The sequence below is a fragment of the Gordonia sp. p3-SID1431 genome, assembly GCF_025143765.1.
GTDB classification, from domain to species: Bacteria; Actinomycetota; Actinomycetes; order Mycobacteriales; family Mycobacteriaceae; genus Gordonia; species Gordonia hongkongensis.
This window is the reverse complement of sequence record NZ_JAMBDT010000069.1, coordinates 1-19,247: the sequence shown is the minus strand read 5'-3', so window position 1 is coordinate 19,247 and position 19,247 is coordinate 1. Positions and strand designations below refer to the sequence as shown.

Sequence of the window (19,247 nt, the reverse complement as noted above, 5' to 3'; positions counted from 1 at the left end):
CGGCCGCCGGGCCTGTCGGGAACGCGATACTGCGGGCGAACCTGATATGTGAGAAGTGCTGTCGAGTCTACCCATTCAGATGTCTGTGGCGGTCTCGATGTCGAGGGAGTCGTCGGTGTCGATGTCGACGTCGCTGCCGTCGTCGTGGAGGGCGATCAGACGCACGGTGGTGGTGCGTTCGGTGAGGGTGAATGCCTCGGTCTCGCCGTAGACACCGTGGTGGCGGGCGGTGATGCGCACGAATCCCGCGCCCGTGGCGGTGTCGGTGAGCATGTGGATCGCGGTGACGTGAGCAGGTTCGGGACCGTCGAGGAGGATGTCGCCGACGGTCAGTTCATCGGCGCGCCGCTCGAGCGCAGCGGGAAGTGGCGCCTGCTGCCCGCCAACGGTCCTCGGTGATCCTGCCAACGCCGTGCCCAGCGTAGCCGCTGGCTTGTGGTGGGTGAGGTCTCTACTCGAGTCCGCACGTGGCCCGACGTTATCCATTAGCGTTGCCACGCTTAGGGCGTCGGTACTGATCGACCAACGTCGCCGGTAGATAGCCGGTGGCATCGACAGTGCGGTAGTCCAGCCGCCCACTCATAGCCCGGTTCTCCGCGGGGCCGCTGTGCGGGCCGTGCCAGACGGTCGCCGCGATGACCGTGGCCATCGCCAGCCACGGCGCCGTCGCAGCGAACTGGACGACCACCTCGGCAGACATCGCAGTGTGCGACACATTTCCTGCTGCGGCCCCAGCCGTACGTAGATCGGCGAATCCGCCCGACAGCCACCGGGTAACGGCGGGAACACCGTGAGCCGACGCCACCACCGACAGTCCGGTACCGGCCCCGGCCACCCCGACGGCGGCCACCCCGATCGGTCGCGGACACTGCCCGCGCACGGTCTCGATCAGCCACACCACCGCATACGACGCTGTGGTCGTGGCCACCGCCAACAGCACGCCCAACACCAGCAGCGCGGCGACAAGGTTGCCGATCGCGATCAGCACCGGGCCTACGGGCGGGGCCCCGATCTGTGTCAGTGCGTAGAGCCCCACCATCAATATCGCCGCGCACACCGCTCCGTGAAGTGCCGCACTACCCCAGTGCCGAATCCACCGGAGCCGCACCTGCGTGTGGACGGGCTCATCGACGTCGTGGTCGGCAAGGCGGAACCACCACGAGCGCGGACCCCATGCACCGTTGGCGGGGGTCACCGTGCAGCTCCGACGGCTGCGTGTTGCGTGTCTGTGGTGTGGTCGCGGTGAACCATCCATCGATGCGACAAAGTCACTGTGGCGTCGGGGGCGTCGTCGAACCGCACACCGAACAGATACTCGGTCAGCTCCTCGACACAGCTGGGCAGAGCCTGTCCGCCTGTGTGTTGGCGGCGATAGTCGTATTCCGGTTCGGTGAGTGTGCGTCGCATGACCACGACCTCGGCGCGATCGTTGACCACCACACCGGTACGACCGGCCCACTCAGGCGGGATCGGGTTGCCGTCCGGATCGCGGCTGGGCACGACGAAACAGTCCGCGTTCTTCCAAGACCGGATGGCCACAAACACCTGCGTGGGCTCAAAGTTGCCGATGACTGTACTCAGCCCGGCAAGGACGCCCCCGACATCTGTGGCCGGTTCAGATCGACCAGTGCGGTTGTGCTGCATCGCCGTTCCTTCCTTTGGTTTATCGATGTGTCTGCCAGGTATGTGCCGGCGAGCCCGGTTGGACGTGGGTGCGTTGGTTGAGGGTGCGTAGTGTGCGATCGGACCCAACCAGTCCAATGCCGATGCTGGTGGCGATCGCGGCCACCAGCACCACCACGAGGGGAGCTATCGCGTGCTGCCACAACGGTTCCCCAGTAGCGGTGTACACCGTGGCCATCGCAACGCCGGTGAGTAACACCACGATCCACCGGTAGTAGGTGCGCGGTGGTTCAACAGTGGCCATCAGCCCCAGGAGCAGACCGGCCGCGGCGGCGACCCCGGCCACCGACCAGCCGACCGCTTCACCGACAGGTAGCGGGAGACGGGACCAGACGCTGGCGGGGTCGATCTGGGCGAGTACGGAGTTGGCGCAGTACACCGCGAGCCAGACGGTCAGCGCTACCGCTACCGCGGTGACCGCGACCCCGGCGGCGAAACTGCCCGGGTGTCCGACGAACAAGCCCAGCCGCGCTGGTTCCGGCTCGATGCGGTAGTCGTCGCGGGGCGGGTCTGGGGTGAGCCACGGTGGGGTCGGCGCCGCAGTTGGCTGGTGCGGTTCAGGCTGAGTGAACTCCGCGGTGGGTGTCGGGCCGCGGCCGTAGGCCACGGTGGCGGGATCGGCTTCGCGTTCGGGTACAGCGGAGTAGGCGATCGGCCGGGCGTCGGAGGGGTCGGGGCGGGGCGTGTTGGTCATGACCGGTACATCTCGGCGAGGGTGAGGATGCGGTCGGTGTTGTCCGGATCGGCGATGTCGATTCCTGCGTCCTCGAGTTCGCGAGCCAAGCCGCCGAGGTCGACTTCGTGGCCGTCGGGTAGGTCGAGTAGCTCGGCCAGCACGTTGCGGGCGGTTGTGGCAGTCATGGCGTTCGCCTTCCAGAAGGTCGTCGGTTGGGATGCACTGGGGGTCCGAGGGCCGGGGCTCGGGTGGCTCCCGCTTCGCGTCCTGTGCGGTGCACAGCCGGTGCGGTTGGGGGCCGGGCCCGCGCTGTCGTCGTCCAGGACGGCGCGGGAGCCACCCGAGCTTCCTCGTCTCCGTTCCGCGTCGACCTAGTTGGGGGCCAGACCATGTCACGGGCCGGAGGGGTCTCTATGGGGTTATGCCGACCAGGGGCTGATGGCCCACCATTGGCCGTTGCCGGCGCGGTAGCAGGTCCCGAACCGGGGACCGAACTTCTTGGCGCCGAAGCTGGTCAACCGGTTGGCGGTCGGCGCGCATTGTGCGGCGCTGTCGTGGGGTCCGATGCCGAATGCGCGGTGGCCGTCGACGGTGCCGATCGGAGTCACCGCGGCCGTCGCCGGGGCGGCGACGGCCGTGCCGAGTCCGGTGGCGATCGAGGCGGCGAGCAGCGCTGCGGTCGCAGCGCGGCGCAGGCCGCGGCTGTGGGCGGTTGTGGTGGTCATGGCGCTCTCCTGTGGTTTGTTCGGTTTTGTGTTGGCTGCGCCCTGGTGAGCGCCCGACGTCACCACGCCGCCACTGCCTCGCAGCGCCGGACCCGATGACGAAGAATTGCCTGCGCAGCGACGAGCGCGGTGCACACGATCAGGATCGTGAGGTACAGCGCCCATGACACCGATGCGACGGCGTTGACCCATGACGCGAGGGTCAAACCACACGGCGGCGGGACGTAGCAGCGCGAGAAGCGGCTTGTTTCCGAATGCTGCCGCCGCTATCAGCGCAGCAACGGCCATCACGACACCAGAGATCATCAGCGCGGCGAGGCTCTGCCACGGTTCGGCGAAGCTCACCGCGCCGAATCCGAAAAGACCTCCTACGGAGACGATTACGAACAGTGCAGACCGCAGCCAGGAGCGCAGGGCGGCGAGGTCCTGAGTATGGGGAGTAGTGATCATCAGCTCTCCTCCTGCGGTGGTCAGCAGTGTCGTTGGGCAGTGCGCTGATCGGCGGTGGTGATGGGCAGCTGGTAGTTCACGGCGACCTGGAGATAGGTAGCGATGTAGGTGCATACGTAGTCAGGGTTGGGTGGCAGCCATTCGGCGATGGGTTTGGAGCCTTTGGCGCTGTTGGCCGAGCCGTCGGCGGCCAACAGGTTGCTGGGGTCGTTGGCGAAGCTGATCCGCTTGGCCAGTGGCCAGTTGTGGGCGCCGGCATGCCAGGCTGCCTCGAGCGGGAACACGTGGTCGATCTCGATGTCGCTGCTGGTGGTGCCTTTGCGGAACTGGAGGACCGCACCGGTGTAGGGGTCGGGATCGAGCACGCCGGAGAGGACTGTGCAGCCGCGGGTTTTCGGGTCGAGCAGCACGTGCGTGAGCTGTGACCTGAGGATGTCGTTGCGTGTGTCGCATCCGTTGTGCGACAACGCCGCATCCGAGTCGTCGGTCCAGGCCGGGCCGAACACGCACCCTTTGCCTTTGCGGCATGACCGCTGGTAGCCGGGTTCTTCGTTCATCGCGGGAACTACTGAGGCAGTGCGCAGGAGCGCCTGGACGTGAGCGGCGTCGACTGGGTCCGTGGTCGGGGGTGGGGCGTCGGCAGATGCCGGAGACAGGACTGACAAGTAGCGGGTGATCGCGTCGGTGGGGTTGTGCGGGTCGATGAATCCGGTTCCCATTCCGAGGCCGAGGACTAAGGCGACGGCGATCGCTAGTCGTATTAGGCGGCGCATCAGTTGCCCGGGGCTGGTTCGGTGGACGTTGCCGTATTGGCGGGCGTGCGGTCGGTGAGCTTGCCGTCGACCTGTTTACCGGCGGTTACGTGGACGGTGACCTTGTCAGCGGTGGGGCCGGTTTCGCTGTTCGTGCCGGTTGCCACGATTCCGAGTTGGGTGAGGGTGTAGTCACCTTCGGGTACCGCGAGCACGATGGGCTCTTTGCCGGTGATCAGATCGAAGGTGGTGCCGATCGGCAGTCGCACGCTCGCCGGTTGTGGCGCGGGAGTTGCTGCCTCCGAGGGGTTTTCGGTGCGTGTCGAAGGTTCGACTGCTGATGTCGGCGGCGTGGTGGTCGTCGGACTGGGATCGGTAGTGGCACTGGGGGTCGTGGTAGTCGTGTTGTTGACGCGTTCGAACTGGATCACCGAGTTCTCCACCGATGTCCCGTCGGTGGTGACGTGGCTGATGGTGAGCACGCCGATCTTGTCGGTGGGTGCGTCGCCGGGAGCACTCGGGGCGTCGTCGGCACGCGCCAGACCGATTCCGGTGCCGACAATCAGGACGGCGAACACCAGGGCCACGATTGCGACGGCGAGTGTGCCTCGTCGGCCCTGGGGCTTCGTGGTGCGTCCGGGCGCGGACGTGGGGTCTGCGCCGGGGATGGTGCTGTGACGAGAGGTCATGGCTGAGGGTCCTCCGGGTGACGTTCAGGCGGTCCGGGCGCTGGTGAGGCCTGTGTAGGTGTGGGCTTCGGCGGCGGTGAGGATGAGGTGCTCGTTGGCTGGATCGCTGGGATCGATACCGGTGTCGGCGAGTTCGCGGGCCAAGCTGGTGAGGTCGACCTCGTCGTCGGGTCCGACATCGAGGATGTCGGCGAGCACCAGTTCTGCGGTGGTGGCCATAGCGGAAACCTCCAGTTCGGGTCGGCGACGAAGCGGTTCAGTTGCGGTGTTTGAAAGCGTTGGGGTTGTTGGGTGCGTGGATGGGTTCGCAGCGCGCACCGAAGACGTAGCCGGGGTGCCAGCCGCCGCCGGAGATGTACTGGGTGCCGGGATGGCACGGGACTCGGGGCGGGTTGAGCGCGTGAGCGTCCGCAGACGGGTGGGGGGCGCTGACGAGCGTCAGGACGGCGGCGATTCCGGCGAGCAACAGGGTTGCGGCCAGGCGCCGACCGGGATTGGGCGTGCGACGGCTGTTGGTGCTCATACGCTGGTTCCTCCGACGACGGTGGCGATCCGTTGGTTGATCCAGTCAGCGAGCCATTGGGTGGCGCTGCGGCCGTGCTTGTCGACGGTGAGGTTGCCGTAGCTGACGTGGGACTGTGAGCCGAAAAACGCTGCGGCGTCAAGCCCTTGGGAGACCAGCTTCGTCAGGTCGCTGGCGTTGCTGGAGGTGGCCAGCTCGGTCAGCGATCCGGCGAGGCCGGCGAGGTTCTTGGTCTGGGCGCCCTGGATCAAAGTGGCGGTCTGTGACGACACCTCGGTGGGCTGACCGAGGAGTTGGGGGTCGGTTTTGGCCGCGGTGCCGGTGAGCATGCCGCTGGCTACCGATGCGATGTCGAGGCCGATCGGGATGAGTCCTGCCAGCGCGGTCGGGTTTTTGAGCGCGGCCCAGGCGACTTCCTGTGCTTGGCCGATGTCGTTGGCCAGGCGGACGATGTCGACGTTGCCGATGATCGAGAGCACCATCGCGGCGATCTGGGTGTAGCCGTACGGGTCGGGGATCATGGCCAGGACTTGCGAGGCGGCTTTGAAGTCGATCTGGGCGGCCATGGCCACCAGAGGCCGGAACAGGTTGTTGAGTTCGCCTGCGATGCGGTGGCTTCCGTCGATGTCTGCGGCGGCGATCCGCGCGGGCAGGGCCTGCAAGTTGGCGATGATCTTGGGCAGGTTGGCAGCCATGCCACCGACGCCGCTGGCGACGTTGGTGAGCTGGTCGACGAGGACTTGCGGTTGCAGCACGGCGAGGACGTTGCTGGCGGTAGTCAGGGTGTCAGCGGGGGTGGCGGCGACTGGTGCGATCTGGTTGGACAGGCCTTTGGCGGTGGAGGTCAGTTGCTGGGCCTCGGGAGTGTTCGCCGGGAGCGATGAGGTGCTGAGCTGGCCGGCAGTCTGTGCGAGCTGACGTGCTGTGCCCACGGCTTGGGAGAGGTCGGCCTTGTTGACCGCGCCGAGCACGGTGGACGCTGCGTGCTCGGGTGAGTTTGCGGGTGCTGATCCGAGCCGCTGGGCCAGTCCAGGATCTCCGGCAACCGAGGTAGCGATATCGACGAGCGGGGAGAGGGTGTCGACGAGGGTCGATGCCGTCTGGGCCAGCTGGTTGGGGTTGACCGAACCGTCGGCCGGGGTGGCTGCGCTGGTGAGGTCGGCATGCGTGGTGCTGATGCCGCCCAGAGCTTCCGGATCGAGGTTGCTCGTCAGCGATGTTGCCAGCTCGTCGGCGGTACCAGGCCCGCTTGTGGTCGAGTCGGAGGTGGGGCCGGTGGGGGTGGCCCCACTCTGGCTGAGGATGGTCCCAAGGCTGGCCAGTAGGCCGTCGCGTTTGGCGTCGACACCGCAGTACAGGTCTGCGCTGCGGCCGGGGCCGGCGGGGGCGCAGATGGTGGCCACTTTTCCTGCCAGGGCGCCCATCCCCTGTTTGCGGGGCCCGGCGATGCCGGTGGTGCCCACCGGCTGCGGTCCCACCCCGACCTCGCCGGCTGTGCCCCGCTTCGGATCGGCGAGCAGCGCTACGGCCAGGACCTGATCTGGCTCGAGGGGGCCCTTGCCGTTACCGATATTGCTGGCCACGTCACCGGCGATGTCGGCACCCTGGGAAAAGCCGCCGAACGCGACCTTGATTGCCCGGCAGGCGGCCGTGATTTTCGACAGCTGAGTATTGAGTGCGCGCACACCGTCGGCCTTCGACGCACCATAAGTCGTTGTACGGAACGCATCCGCGGTGTAGGGGGTGTAGATGATCTGGACTGCCGCACCGTATTTCGCCGCGATGGGGTCGGTGATCTGCTTGAGCATCCCGGTCGCTTGATGCGGACTGGCGGTGGGTGTGGTCTCCCAGGTGCCCGGCACCATCACCACTGCCACTTTCGGGCAGCTCGGCGCCGCCGAGGATGCCGCGGGAATGAGGAAGGTCGCGAACACAGCGATGACGAGGCTGAGGCACGCGGCAGGAACGCCCACTGCTGTCGCCCGGCTTAGCCGGCGTCGTGACCCCTTCGCGACGGTCATCTCACTGCCCCCTCCGCGGTTACGCGAACATACAAGCCATTTATCAAGAACAAATATATGCACAATCGTACTACGGGGCTCCCCCAATAGACGTGCGGCTTACCTGGCTACGGGCGTGTCACCGCATGGGCGGCGACCGGCCCCCTCCTGCGCGTTACGCAGGCGGAGCAAGGGACGCCAGGAGTTCGCGCATCCCTTCGGGGACTGTGTAGGTGGCAGCCACCACCGGATAGTGCAGCTCGGGGAGAGCGTCTGGTCGCGGATGGCTCTCAAACGCCGTCGTCGCCGCGGTTTGAAGTGTCACCACGTAGCCAATCGGGTTGGGCTCGACCGACCATCGTGGGGCGGGCCGATCCGGCTCGTCGAGAGGGTCGAACCCGAAGCGCTCAACGCGTTGTGCACGCGACTGCCGAGCGGCCGCGCGGTTGAGAGACTCCCAGGTGGTGTCTCTGGCGGAGAAGATGCTGTAACCGGCTGCCACCGCGCCCGCGGCGGCCAGCGCAAGCCAGGCCGGACCTAGCAGGGCCGCGACAACGAGCCCCACCAGGGTGGTTACCACCGCGGTATCACGCAAATATCGCAGCACTGTATGGCGGCGTGGGCGGGGTATCCAGATGCCCGTGTCGTGCGCGGCGCGTTCCTCGGCGGTGATGGTGTCGTCGAGGAGTTCCTGCCAACGCTGATGCCAGCGTTCGTCGACGTCGGCGATCCAGGTGGTGATCGTGAAAGCGCGTGTGACCCAGTCGGTGAAGAACTGGCCGTCGCTGGTCTGCCGCCAGATCGCGAACGCCTGCCGGTCGTGTTTGAGCGAGTCGTGGGCGTAGTCCTGGGCGAGTTGGCGTTGCTGGTGCCAATGCGCGAGCTGCGCATCGAGATACTGCGCCGCGGGCGCATCGCTGATAGCGGTGGCCTCGCGGAGTTGGCTGGACAGGTCATCGATGTGGCGGCCGTACTGCTCGTAGTCGACGTCGAGACGTTGCTGCTCGCGGCGATAGAGCCAGATCTCCTCGGCCATGGTCACGTAGTCGTAGTCCGGGGTGAGCTCTGCTGCCGAGGAGTCGGTTGCCGATGCCTCTGGTGCGTCGGAATCGGCCTTCGCATAGTGCGTGGTGACTTGGGTGACCGCGCGCAGCGCGTTGGGCAGGTCGGTGTCGGTCCGCAGCAGTGTTGCGGTCGCGTTGGCCGGCGCGGGGTATTGGGCGGTGTCGGGAGACAGTTCGCTGTGTTCGTAGTCGCCTAGGGGCATCACGGTGGTGACGATGTCGTCGAGAGTGGCGGCGAGGTCGCCACAGCGGGGGCACTCGGCGGGAAATCGTTGATCGCGCAGGATCGCCCAGTGCTGATCGCACAGAAGGTAGTCGATGGTGGTGCCGGCACAGCAGTCCCGCACGGTGATGCCGTAGCTCACGGTGCGAGGTTGGGCGATGGAATACAGAACACACCAGTCGCAGGTCAGTTCGGTGTCCTCGCTCATCGCGGGTGCCTCTCGTGTGTGGTCATGGTCGTTGTCGTCGGCGGTCATTGCTGGACAGAGAGTCTAGTGATGCGCCAGGCACCGGTGGTGTCTTTGCTGACGGTGGTGTACACCGCGAACGGGCTCGGCGGGCGCCCGGCCGGACGGCCTGCGGGATCTGTCACCTGGTGGGTGATGGTGGCGATGCGCGACACCGCGGTCGGTGTGTCGGGATTGTCGTTGCTGGCGGGAATCGACACGGTTGCTTTCACACTGGCACGCGCCTGTGCCCACTGGCGCCATTGGGCTCCGGTGATCGGGGCCAGGGACGCGAATCCGGCGTCGATACCGGCGGGCCCGAGCAGTGGTTCGGCGCGACGAGCGGCAGCGAGTTGTGTGGCGTCCTCCCCGGGCCGGTAGGTGAACAGCGCTTCGAGTCCGGCCTGCATGACCGCGATGGGGTCGGCGGGGTCGACGTCGGTGAACGGTTCGGCGAATCGCGGTGGAGCTGAGTCGGTGCCGCTGGCGTCAGTGCGTGGGTCCTGTCCGGGGGCGATGGTGACCGGAGAGGTCGCAGACGGTGGCCTGACTGGGGATGGCGGGTCGTCGGTGAAGGCGCCAGCAAGGACTAGTACAGCGGCGATCAACGCGACGGCACCGACGATGGTGGCTGCGATGGCCAGTGGTCGTTTCATGTGGAAGGCCCCCAAGGCTTTCGATTGTGTTGTGCGGGTCAGTGGTAGCGGCGGAAGGTGATCGGTTTGGAGAAACCGTTGTGGATGTTGTCGATACGGACCTTGGTGCCTGACTGAGGAGCGTTGACCATTTTCCCTCCACCCATGTAGATCCCGACGTGTGTGGCGCTGCCTTGTCCTCCGAAGAAGACCAGATCGCCAGGCTCGGCGTGTGCCTCGTCTGGTACCGGGATGCCTCCGGTCGACTGCGGCTGGGAGGTGCGGGCGATGGTCTTGCCGGTCGCTTTGTGCACTGCGTAGCGGGCCAGCGCCGAGCAGTCCCAGCCGGGAATCGCGTAGTCCTGGTGCGCATCGCCGGCGCCACCGCCGTCACTGATTCCCTTGGTGGGTCCATTGAGGTCGCCGCCACCCCAGGAGTAGCGGATACCCATCTGGGAGGCCGCAGCAGCGACAATGTTGGGTCCGGCCGGTCCTCCGGGTCGGAATCCCTCGATGTCGGCGCCGCCGGGTACGGGTGCTTGTGGGAGGCACGCCGCACCGCCGGAAGCTGCGTCGCCGTTGCCAGGAGCCGCGGCGCCACTGGGGTTGGTGCCGGTGGTGGCCCAGGCGGCGGGGTTGATAGCGTGGCCGCCGTCGAAGTCGCGGTGCCCGCCATCCCAGACTTCGAAATGCAGGTGTGCACCGGTGGATTGGCCGTTGTTTCCGACTTTGCCGATGAGCTGCCCGGCGGCGACTTTCTGTCCCTTTTTGACCAGGACGCCATCGGGATACATGTGGCCGTAGACGGTAGCGAACAGTTTGCCGTCGATCTGATGGTTGAGAACGATCCATTGCCCGAACCCGCTGGCGGGCCCCGCGTCGACCACTGTGCCGTCGGCGACGGAGTAGAACGGCGTGTTGACCGGAGCGGCCAGGTCGATCCCCTGGTGCTGTTCGCCGCCGCGCGGACCGAACGGTGAGGACACCTGGTAGGTGCCGTCCTTCATCGGCTTGACCTGTGTGCCCGGCGATGCGCTCTGTTCCGGAACCGCCGCAGCTGCATCGCTACCCACGGTCTCGACATAGTCGGTGACCTGCGAGTTGTCGGACAGCGAGGCGACGATCTTGGTCGCCGATCCCATGAACTCCTGATAGGCAGCAGCACCGGTGGCGTTGCGCTGCACCGTGGTAGCCGCTTGGGCGGGGTCCATGCTCTGCCAGCCCGGTACCTTGATCAGGGCGTTGAGGAACCTGTCGGTGGCGATCGCAGGGTTCATCAGCTCTTGAGCTGTGCCCCAGCCGTACTGGGGCTGTTGCTGCAAATAGCCGACCGAGCCCCCGTCGAAACCCACGCCATCGTTGGGCAGCGACATTGATTCTGGCACTGCCGGATTCGATAGGTTCCGCAGACCTGATTCATCTTGCCCGACCGCGATGACGATGATCGCTGCTTTGGCCGGCAGTTTTCGGGCTGCGACCCTGCCGACCGCGGTCGCGGCGATCCGCGTCTGTTGCGGGTTGAGGCCGGCGATTTGTGCCCCACCCGGAGCCAGCTCGAGTGTCGGGATCGGCCCGCAGGCGCCGCCACTGCCGCCGACCATCATCACCAGCATCAATGGTGGTAGCAGGAATACGACCGGCACGACGGCGAGCAGCCACAACCACCACCGACGCTTCCCCGGAGCGTCGGTGGCGGGTGGTCGTGTTGGCGTAGGCGGTGCAGGCGCGGTGGTGACTGTCACGGCAGCCCTCGCTCAGCGAACGCTGGTGGGTTGTGGCCCGTCAACCTGGCCACCGGCCCGACGGGCGGCATCGCGCGCCGGCGGCGCCGGCCGAGGTGACGGCGGAGTCGGTGCAGGTGGCGCCGGGGTCCGCCGTGGGGATGGAGAACCCGCTGCGCGGGGCGTGGGCACCCAGACTTGCGTGCCATCAGCCGATGTTCGCGGACGGAAACTACGGTTGTCCTCGGCTAGCGAGCGAACGCGGTCGGTGGCCGAACGAGCATCGGAGGGCCGGGTAGCCGCAGAGACTGCGCCGCGGGCGGAGGCGATCGGCGGAGCGCTCGTACCGGTAGGGGTGAGCGGGCGGTTCTGGATGTCGCGGACCTTGGTGACGGTCTCATACAGCGCCTGTGAGCGTCGGCGGGTGTCGTCGGGGCTCGACGTTGCACTACCCCCTCCTGTGCCCATGGGGACAGGAGCAGGACCCGACGACGCTGCAGGGGCGTCGGTGGCAGGAACATCGTCGGCGGTGCGCGCACCTGATGTGGACTCGCCCAACTTGGCGGCCACGGCCGCCGCGGTTTGAGTGGCGGCGTACTCGGCGCCGATCTTGGCTGCCGTCGCCGCGACAGCGGAGGCTCCGCCGGTGCCGACAGCGGCCACGGCCTGCCCGCCGCCGGAGACCACCTTGCCGACAGTGCCCCCGACCTTTCTGGCGGTGTTGTAGCCGTGCTTGACGGCCTGGGCGCGGGCCAGCATCTCGTGCGCCGACGGTGCGGTCTTCTGTTTCACGGCCACCGGCGATGCGCCCGGTCGCCGCGACATGATCTCGGTGAGTCGGTCGGACCACTTGTTCAATCCGAGCATGCCTTTGCGGAACATCACGAGGGCGATGAGGATCAGGACGTCGGCGATGAGCACGGTGGCCATCAGCTGGACGTCGTCTTTGTCGAACACCGAGGTGATGATGATGCAGTAGGCGCAGGTGAAGATGACCGCGAAACACACCTGGAGCAACGCCATAGCGACATCTGCCAGCGATCGCATCAGTTGGGTACGGAACATCGGTGCGATGCCGAGCAGGCCGCCTGGGATCAGCTTCACTCCGTTCCACAACGCCACCACGGTCGCCAGCACCACCCGTCCGGCGAGGTAGAGCGCGAACAGGAAGACCAGACCTGCCGCGGGGATCAAAAACATTGAGGCAATGGCCTGTTCGGGTCCGGGGTTCTCGGCGTAGTCCTTCATTTGTTCGCCCCCGGGGCATTTGCCGACCGCGTCGCGGACGCGGGCTTTGGCGTCGTCGCCGCCGGGCAGCACGCTGTCGACGGCACCGCCGACCAGGGGGATGTCTTCGACGCTGTCGCGGATCTCGCCGAGGGTCGAGCGCTCGGGGGGCTTTTTCAGGTAGGCCTCGTCGAAGGCTTTGACACACGCAGCGGCGCCGTCTTGTTTCGAGGTGTCCAGGACGCGACCGAAGTTGAGTAGTTGGGTGGGCTGGCGAATGAACGTGTCGGTCAGTTGTCCTGTGAGATCGTCGATTTGGGCGTCAGGGTTTCCGTTGGTGTTTCCGTCGTTGCCGATGCCGGTGGCCACCTCGAGCGAGTAGTCCTTGGCCTTGGAGATCAGTCCGTCGTCTCCGGCGAGGGTGGCGACCGGGTTGGCCAGGAACCCCAGCACGCCCGCGGCAATGATCAGCGACATCAGCAGCTCGTAGAGACCGGTGGCATAGCGTCCACGAAAGAGCCACAGCGCCACCGCAAAACCGGCCAGAGTGAGCATCAGCGGCCGCATGTGCAGTTGCCCGGTCAGCGAGGTGACCGCATCTGCGATGTCGGAGATGGGGCTGGTCACTATGTCGAGCCATTTGAACGACAGAGCCTGCTTGATGAACCAGATCGCGATCATCACCACGCCGCGGTAGGCGTTGTATTCCAAGTTGATGATCCACGCCCACACCGCCTTGATGGGGCTGGTGGCTCCACCTTCGTCGATCGAGAGGTAGTAGTCGGCGGAGTTGATGCCGTGGGAATCCTTGATGTTCATCCAGCCGAACAGATTGCGTAGAGTGCTGCTCGCAGCGCCGTCGGCCGCCTCGGCGGTCGGTGCGAGGACCAACATGATCGCACCGACCAGATGCCACACGGCGACCAGAATCAGTAGACGCCGCGCCCAGCGCCGCGACCACACCCATCGGGCCGCGCTGCGCACCGGGCGCGGCCATTCGAGGCGGATACCGGGAAGCTGCGGGTGCATCAGAGCACCTCGGGGGTCAGGGTCTTCGCGGTCGTCTGCGTCTTCTTCTGCGGGGTGGTGGTCGAGCTGGCGGTTTGGCGGTCGGTACGGAACGAGCGCAGGACTTTGATGCGGCCCACGGCGCCAGAGGCATCGCGCATGTAGCCTTCGCCGCGGCGTTCTGGCTTGACGTAGGGCTTGTCGGTGGCGTGCCGTGCTGGACGGGTGATCGGAGCGGTGTTGGTGGTGTATTCCTCTAGGACGTCTTCGGCGTCGGGGTCCAGCCCAACCCAGTCCAGGGCTTTGCGGGCGAGAGTTTTGTCAGTGTGACGCATTGCGACGCGGGTCTTGAGTAGGCCGCGCAGTTCCTGACTGCCGAATTCGCAGTCCTGATCGCCGAGGATCGCTGCGGCCTTTTCTTTGCGGCCGCGTTTGACGACTTCGGTGATGATCTCCAGACCGTCGGCACCGGAAAGGATGTGAGCGACCTCGTCGGTGACCAGCGCCGACATCTGGGCGGGGTCGGCGTACATGATGCCTTGCGACAGTTTGGCGATGTGGGTGTAGATGACGTGGCCGTACTGCTTTTCGGGGGTCAGGTTGTCGAACAGGTGCTCTTTTTCCATCTGCTCGCGGGAAGGCAGTGAGACGTCCTGGGTGCGGAACACGATCGCGGGTGCGTCGATCGGCAGCGGCGGCAGGGTCTCGTCGAACAGGGCGCGGGCGTAGGTCTTGCGGGAATGGACCTCCAGGGCGCGGCCTACCTCCAGCGCGCCGTCGAGGGCGCATTCGCCCGAGAGCAGGTGTTTGACCATTCCACCGGTGCCGAGGTAGGGGTGGCGGGCGCGGTAGCTCTCCGAAAGAACCTCGGACAGCAGGGTTGCGCGCGAGTCTTGCACCCGCAGTCGCAGCAGCGCGCGCAGGATGGTCTCGGTCTGTTCAGCACCTTTGGCCCCGCCGAAGATGAGCAACGGATCGAGGCTGTAGCCCGCGTCGACCATGTCGACGACGACCGCATGCGCCACTGAACTGGCCCAGCGGGCGTACTCCCCTGAGGCCGACTGGTCGATCACCAGGACCTGTCCGCCGCGATCGACGATCTGACCGGCGACGAGCTTGATGAACTCAGACTTGCCGGCGCCGAGTTCACCGGTGACGCCGACCGAGTTCGACACGTCACGTTCGGTCAGCGCCGAGACGTCGTAGTGCACCGCACTGGGGACGTGAGTGGTGATGCACAGCGCCAGCAGCGGCCCGCTCGGATCGCCCAGGGAGGCCGCGACGACGGGAACGAACGCGCCGAATTTGCCGCTGGTGGTGATCTGGGTGAACTCGGCGAGCACCCGGGGCGCCGGCGCGCCGGGCACCATCGCCCACCACAGGTCCTCTTGGTATCCCAACGGCTGGGCGAGGCGGAACTGCTGGCTGGCGAACTCGGTGGCCAGCGCGGTTGCCGCGGCCTGGGCGGCCGCCGCGGTGGTGCCGGAGGTGGCGAAGATCGCTGTCCAGCCGACCTCGATCTCATTCTTGTCTGATTCGAGCAGGGTGGAGTACTCGGCGAGCGCTTCGGCAGCGACGTCGAGGACACTGCGGCCGGTGGAGAGTTCCCCTTCGCGCTGGTGGAACTGGTCATTGAGCTGTTTGAGCGCTTTGCGGTTGCGACGCAGCACATCTCCCCCGGCGCGGGTGACGATCCGCAGGGCGAAATCGACGTCGACCGGGATCTTGGCGTCCGGGCGCGCCGGGTCCTCGACGGTGATGGATTCGGCCAGGGTGAAGAACTCCGAACCGGGAAAGTGGGTGCCGCCGGCGGGAGTGTCGGTGATGACCGACAGCGTCTGATAGGACGGCGGGGGCGGGTCGACCTCCCACGGGGTGTCGATCTTGAGCACGGTGGTGAACCTCGATGGTTTGGACTTTCCGCCCGAGTCAGCTCGGTCACTCAGGGCGCCCTCATCGAGCCGAGCAGCCGTCAACGCGCCGGCTGTTTTCGATTCAGGAGTGTCGGCGGCCACCGGAACATCGGGATCGACGAACAGGCCGCGTCGCAGCATGTGATTCCACAACCACACCGCTTGCGCCGGGGTGGTCGGGATGGGGTTGAAGACCGCGGGAATGCTCGCCGCGATCCGGCGGGCCTGGTCGCGGCGAGCCAGCAGCTCCTCGGCCGGCACCCGGGAGTGCGGCAGCCCCAGGATTTCCGTGGCCGAATGCCAGATGGCACGCCCGGCGGTCGCGGCCTTCTCTTTCACCGAGGTGCCCGTCAGTGGCACCGAGAGCCAGTACACGCGGGTGCCGGGGCGGAACTGGCCGATACTGCCCAGGGTGGCTTCGCATTCGGCCAGCCATGCCTCGTGTTCGTCGAGGTCGACCCCGTCGAGCATGCGTTGCACGATTAGTTCCGGGGTCTCATCGGCGGTGAGTCCCAGCAGGATCGCCTCGCCGGGTAGGGCGCGCGCCAGCATCGTGTGGGCGTTGCGGACCCCTTCCTTGTCAGCCAGGCGCCGGTAGCGATATGGCAGGCCTTCGAGGAGGTAGTCGGCCCATACCGTGCCGTCGCGGGTGAAGCGCAGGTTGCCGGTGAGGGCGTAGGTCGGTTGACGCTGCACCACAACGCCACTCCTTTCGGTCTGGTCTATCGAGTCGTCGTGTGGGGATGGGGTGTGGGCGGGGTGGGCCAGATGTAGGCCGCGGCTGGCACCACATGTGGGCGGCCGCGCTTTCGGCGGATCGCCGCGGTCGGTGACAGTGACGCGCGGTCGGCGGTCGTTCGGGTCTCCGCCTCTGCGCTGAGGGCGCGCGCGGCCCCTGCTGCCACCGACAAGGGACTCCGTCCACCCGGGCGGATGCGGCCGAGGAGCACCACCGTGCCGACGACCACGGTGACCACCAGCACGATCGACCACTGCAAGCCCAGCTGGCTCCACCACACGCCGCGGGTCAGATACAGCGCGACCAGGGCTCCTGCACCGCCGACGAACTGGGTCAGCGTGTAGGGGCCACCGGCGATGCGTTTGCCGTCCGGGGTCTTACCGATCAGCTGCGGGAACTTGCGCGCCGCGGTGAAGTTGCGGATGACCTCAGCGGGTTGCTGCTGCTGTGGGTTGGTCATACCTGCCACGCATCCGGGAAGGAGATCGCGTCGCTGTGGTGGTGGACGCAGGTCATAGCCGCGCTCCGTCGACGACGACGTCGGTGACCGTGCGATGTGCCGTCGGCGCGACTCCTGGCTGAACCAGCGGCGTACTGCGCGCCAAGACCACCACCGGGTGCTCCCCGCTGGTGTCGAGCCGCACAGCAGAGGCGGAGAGGTCGGGTGCGGGGGTGAGTTGGCCGGAGGAGTTCTTGACGGTCTCGTCGGTCTTCTCCGACAGGAACTCCATATTGTGGGTGCCCCACAAGATCACGCCGCCGCCGATGACGGCCACGATGCCGGCGATCAGGCCGCCGCGGACGAATTCCTTGAGGACCATGTAGACAACCACGCCTCCGACCACGGTGAGGATGGCTTTGATGACGTCGTTGGCCAGGCTGTTGAAGCTGTCGATGAGCCCCTCGGCCAGGACGACCTGGGTTGCTGTTGTGGTGAGCACGAGGATGAGTCCTTTCAGATGCTGCGGATGGGCGCGGGGTGGGTAGTCGTGCGGCGGGTGCGTAGGCACCGCACGGCATCGAGGGACGGTGGTGTGGGGAGGGTGTGGTTGGTCATTGCCGTTGTTCCTTTGCGTGTGGGGTTTACCGGGGTCCGAGATCGATGCCGCCGGGGCCGAGTAGTGATCCACCACCGCCGCCGGATGACGGTGTTGAGGCGGGGGCAGAGGTGGAGCCGCGCGGGCTGCTCGGCTCGCTGGTCACTGTGGGCAGGACGTCGTCAGAGCCCGCCTCGTCATCACCGCCACCGCGGCCGGAGTCAGAGGTTGGTTCGCTGCTGGCGGGAACAGAAGTCTCCGCGCCGGTCGGAGTGTCGGTGTTCTCGTCGTCCTCCTCGCCGGCCAGCGAGGACGCGACGTCTGATCCGTTGACGCCTGCCGCCGGGGCGGGGTCGAGTGCGCTGACTTCCCAGCGGCCCGCGCGTGCAGCCATCGTCAGGGCATAGGCCCCAGTGAGTGCATCGGTGGAGCTGGCGGTCCCGGGTGGTTGTTGGGAGATGGTGAGCAGCAGTCGTGCTCGTTGGCCATCAGCCGGGGTCTCAGCAGAGTCCCCGAGGGACTTCTGGGTGCGGGCTCCGATGACGGAGATGGAGGCGTACGGGGCCGGGGTGATCGCACCGAGGTTGGTTCCAGGGCTGGTGAAGCGGGTGACGTCGCCGTCACCGGTGAGCATGGCTGAGAGGAATCCTTGTGCGGCGGTGACGATCGCGGCGTTAGAGCTGAGCTGGTTGGAGTAGTCGAGGTTGACTGTCAGGCCGGTGGAGGGTGCCGGTACCGCGGCGGGCATCGCCATCGCGCGCACCCCTTTGTCTGACACCACCACTGGCACCTGGAAGTAGCGGCGGGTTGCGGTGTCAGCGCCAGCGGGGGTGACTTCGGCGGACACGGTCACCGCGTAGGTGTCGGCGCCGTCGACCCCAGACACTTCACGCACTCCGGCGATGTGGGTGTCGGCGGACTCGTAGAGCGCTTGCGCCGGCAGCGCGCCGGTCCCGGCATCCACGTCGACGAAGCGTTGCAGCGATCCCTCGTCACCGCGGTGGGTGGTCAGCCAGGCCGACACGAACTGCTGGGCGAGGTCGCTGGCTGCGAACTGGGCGGTGTTATCGACCGCTGACACAGCAGGCGGCGCCACTACTTCTGGGGCCGCTGATGATCCGCCGCTGAGGTACAACGCGACAGGTCCTGACACCAGCGCCGCGATCACCGCCGCCCGCGCGGCGTGGGTCATCAGCCGTTGTGTGCTGGTGCCGTTAGCGCGAGCAATGAACTCCTCGTCCTCAGGACTGTGATCCGCCGAACTGGCAGCCTGGGCATCGGAGCCTTCGTGACGGCGCAGTATCCGGGGGACACTGAGCTGGCCGCGTAGCCGCGCTAACCGCTCCCCCCGCGACAGTGCGGTGTCGTCGTCGTGGAGGTCGCTATCGACCGGGTCCTGATCGAGCGCAGGGGCGGGGAATTCAAAGACTCCACGCAGGTCACCCTCGGGGCGTTGCTCCGTCGATGTCACCAGCTTGACCCTTTCGTCTCACACGATCCGTCCAATCGCGTCGCGCCGTGCACTTATTTGTGAAGTCTACTCACGTTGGTTACTCGTCGCGAAGGGTTTGGGTGGCGTGTTGCGTGCAGGTGAGCGCCCGTCACGTCTGGCACCAGCAGGGGCGCATCACGCGGCATTCCACAGGACCTTCTGCTGCGGGGATGTCGCAGCGGCGGCGCCCAGTATGCAGAGACACGGCGACAAGCGAGCACACCCGGGGGGGCAGGCCCTACCCAGCAACACCTGGCGTGTGATGCCGACACTAGGACAGATCGCTACTCCCGTGAGTAGGCTTGCCTCAACAATTTTCGAGGTCTGACGCGGCTTGCGGGGCACTCCCCCTTCGGGGGCAGAGCGGGGGGGGGGGGGGGGGGGCGCGCCCCCCCCCCCCCCCCCGCGCCCCCCCCCCCCCCCGCGGCCATGGCCGCAGAGACCGACCCCGACGCCGTGAACCG

19 protein-coding genes are annotated in these 19,247 nt (G+C 66.8%); all 19 read right to left on the bottom strand.

Annotated features, from left to right (window positions below; translation table 11 throughout):
- Positions 1-75: 75 nt before the first annotated feature.
- Complete coding sequence (locus M4D77_RS16490) at positions 76-408, bottom strand: hypothetical protein (RefSeq protein ID WP_259936728.1); 333 nt, start codon at positions 406-408, stop codon at positions 76-78.
- A gap of 70 nt (positions 409-478) precedes the next feature.
- Positions 479-1,195, bottom strand: coding sequence for a hypothetical protein (locus M4D77_RS16485; protein ID WP_259936727.1), 717 nt, complete (start codon positions 1,193-1,195; stop codon positions 479-481).
- A complete protein-coding gene (locus tag M4D77_RS16480) occupies positions 1,192-1,644 on the bottom strand; it encodes a hypothetical protein (protein WP_259936726.1) in 453 nt (150 codons plus the stop codon). The genes M4D77_RS16485 and M4D77_RS16480 overlap by 4 nt, the downstream gene beginning before the upstream one ends.
- A 19-nt stretch (positions 1,645-1,663) precedes the next feature.
- Complete coding sequence (locus M4D77_RS16475) at positions 1,664-2,377, bottom strand: hypothetical protein (protein WP_259936725.1); 714 nt, start codon at positions 2,375-2,377, stop codon at positions 1,664-1,666.
- The gene (locus M4D77_RS16470; protein WP_158037506.1) at positions 2,374-2,544 is read right to left on the bottom strand and encodes a hypothetical protein; all 171 of its coding nucleotides are present in this window, start codon (positions 2,542-2,544) and stop codon (positions 2,374-2,376) included. The genes M4D77_RS16475 and M4D77_RS16470 overlap by 4 nt, the downstream gene beginning before the upstream one ends.
- A gap of 234 nt (positions 2,545-2,778) precedes the next feature.
- On the bottom strand, positions 2,779-3,084 hold the full coding sequence (locus M4D77_RS16465; RefSeq protein ID WP_259936724.1) for a hypothetical protein: 306 nt from the start codon (positions 3,082-3,084) through the stop codon (positions 2,779-2,781).
- A gap of 470 nt (positions 3,085-3,554) precedes the next feature.
- The gene (locus tag M4D77_RS16460) at positions 3,555-4,091 is read right to left on the bottom strand and encodes an HNH endonuclease family protein (RefSeq protein ID WP_259936723.1); all 537 of its coding nucleotides are present in this window, start codon (positions 4,089-4,091) and stop codon (positions 3,555-3,557) included.
- A gap of 215 nt (positions 4,092-4,306) precedes the next feature.
- The gene (locus M4D77_RS16455) at positions 4,307-4,975 is read right to left on the bottom strand and encodes a hypothetical protein (protein WP_259936722.1); all 669 of its coding nucleotides are present in this window, start codon (positions 4,973-4,975) and stop codon (positions 4,307-4,309) included.
- A gap of 24 nt (positions 4,976-4,999) precedes the next feature.
- Entirely contained in the window at positions 5,000-5,194 is a 195-nt protein-coding gene (locus M4D77_RS16450) for a hypothetical protein (RefSeq protein ID WP_075863223.1), read from the bottom strand.
- 37 nt (positions 5,195-5,231) lie between these two features.
- Positions 5,232-5,498: a hypothetical protein gene (locus M4D77_RS16445; RefSeq protein WP_259936721.1), complete on the bottom strand. Its 267-nt coding sequence runs from the start codon at positions 5,496-5,498 to the stop codon at positions 5,232-5,234.
- Positions 5,495-7,519 (bottom strand): cutinase family protein, encoded by a 2,025-nt coding sequence (locus M4D77_RS16440; protein ID WP_259936720.1) that lies wholly within the window; start codon positions 7,517-7,519, stop codon positions 5,495-5,497. Before M4D77_RS16440 ends, M4D77_RS16445 begins: the two co-directional genes overlap by 4 nt.
- Before the next feature lie 154 nt (positions 7,520-7,673).
- Positions 7,674-9,041: a hypothetical protein gene (locus M4D77_RS16435; RefSeq protein WP_259936719.1), complete on the bottom strand. Its 1,368-nt coding sequence runs from the start codon at positions 9,039-9,041 to the stop codon at positions 7,674-7,676.
- Positions 9,038-9,667 carry a hypothetical protein gene (locus M4D77_RS16430; protein ID WP_259936718.1) on the bottom strand — a complete coding sequence of 210 codons (630 nt, stop codon included), beginning with the start codon at positions 9,665-9,667 and terminating at the stop codon, positions 9,038-9,040. The genes M4D77_RS16435 and M4D77_RS16430 overlap by 4 nt, the downstream gene beginning before the upstream one ends.
- A 38-nt stretch (positions 9,668-9,705) precedes the next feature.
- Positions 9,706-11,307 carry a peptidoglycan DD-metalloendopeptidase family protein gene (locus M4D77_RS16425; protein ID WP_259936717.1) on the bottom strand — a complete coding sequence of 534 codons (1,602 nt, stop codon included), beginning with the start codon at positions 11,305-11,307 and terminating at the stop codon, positions 9,706-9,708.
- A 93-nt stretch (positions 11,308-11,400) separates the two neighbouring features.
- Positions 11,401-13,623 (bottom strand): hypothetical protein, encoded by a 2,223-nt coding sequence (locus M4D77_RS16420; protein WP_259936716.1) that lies wholly within the window; start codon positions 13,621-13,623, stop codon positions 11,401-11,403.
- Positions 13,623-16,211, bottom strand: coding sequence for an ATP-binding protein (locus M4D77_RS16415; protein ID WP_259936715.1), 2,589 nt, complete (start codon positions 16,209-16,211; stop codon positions 13,623-13,625). Before M4D77_RS16415 ends, M4D77_RS16420 begins: the two co-directional genes overlap by 1 nt.
- A 26-nt stretch (positions 16,212-16,237) precedes the next feature.
- Complete coding sequence (locus tag M4D77_RS16410; RefSeq protein ID WP_259936714.1) at positions 16,238-16,714, bottom strand: hypothetical protein; 477 nt, start codon at positions 16,712-16,714, stop codon at positions 16,238-16,240.
- A 52-nt stretch (positions 16,715-16,766) separates the two neighbouring features.
- On the bottom strand, positions 16,767-17,195 hold the full coding sequence (locus M4D77_RS16405; protein ID WP_259936713.1) for a hypothetical protein: 429 nt from the start codon (positions 17,193-17,195) through the stop codon (positions 16,767-16,769).
- 142 nt (positions 17,196-17,337) lie between these two features.
- On the bottom strand, positions 17,338-18,372 hold the full coding sequence (locus tag M4D77_RS16400) for a conjugal transfer protein (RefSeq protein ID WP_259936712.1): 1,035 nt from the start codon (positions 18,370-18,372) through the stop codon (positions 17,338-17,340).
- Between the last annotated feature and the right edge of the window lie 875 nt (positions 18,373-19,247).

Coding starts and splice junctions, on each gene's coding strand:
- M4D77_RS16480 (WP_259936726.1), bottom strand. CDS start 1,644: ATGCAGCACAACCGCACTGGTCGATCTGAACCGGCCACAGATGTCGGG.
- M4D77_RS16475 (WP_259936725.1), bottom strand. CDS start 2,377: ATGACCAACACGCCCCGCCCCGACCCCTCCGACGCCCGGCCGATCGCC.
- M4D77_RS16470 (WP_158037506.1), bottom strand. CDS start 2,544: ATGACTGCCACAACCGCCCGCAACGTGCTGGCCGAGCTACTCGACCTA.
- M4D77_RS16465 (WP_259936724.1), bottom strand. CDS start 3,084: ATGACCACCACAACCGCCCACAGCCGCGGCCTGCGCCGCGCTGCGACC.
- M4D77_RS16460 (WP_259936723.1), bottom strand. CDS start 4,091: ATGAACGAAGAACCCGGCTACCAGCGGTCATGCCGCAAAGGCAAAGGG.
- M4D77_RS16455 (WP_259936722.1), bottom strand. CDS start 4,975: ATGACCTCTCGTCACAGCACCATCCCCGGCGCAGACCCCACGTCCGCG.
- M4D77_RS16450 (WP_075863223.1), bottom strand. CDS start 5,194: ATGGCCACCACCGCAGAACTGGTGCTCGCCGACATCCTCGATGTCGGA.
- M4D77_RS16445 (WP_259936721.1), bottom strand. CDS start 5,498: ATGAGCACCAACAGCCGTCGCACGCCCAATCCCGGTCGGCGCCTGGCC.
- M4D77_RS16440 (WP_259936720.1), bottom strand. CDS start 7,519: ATGACCGTCGCGAAGGGGTCACGACGCCGGCTAAGCCGGGCGACAGCA.
- M4D77_RS16435 (WP_259936719.1), bottom strand. CDS start 9,041: ATGACCGCCGACGACAACGACCATGACCACACACGAGAGGCACCCGCG.
- M4D77_RS16430 (WP_259936718.1), bottom strand. CDS start 9,667: ATGAAACGACCACTGGCCATCGCAGCCACCATCGTCGGTGCCGTCGCG.
- M4D77_RS16420 (WP_259936716.1), bottom strand. CDS start 13,623: ATGCACCCGCAGCTTCCCGGTATCCGCCTCGAATGGCCGCGCCCGGTG.
- M4D77_RS16410 (WP_259936714.1), bottom strand. CDS start 16,714: ATGACCAACCCACAGCAGCAGCAACCCGCTGAGGTCATCCGCAACTTC.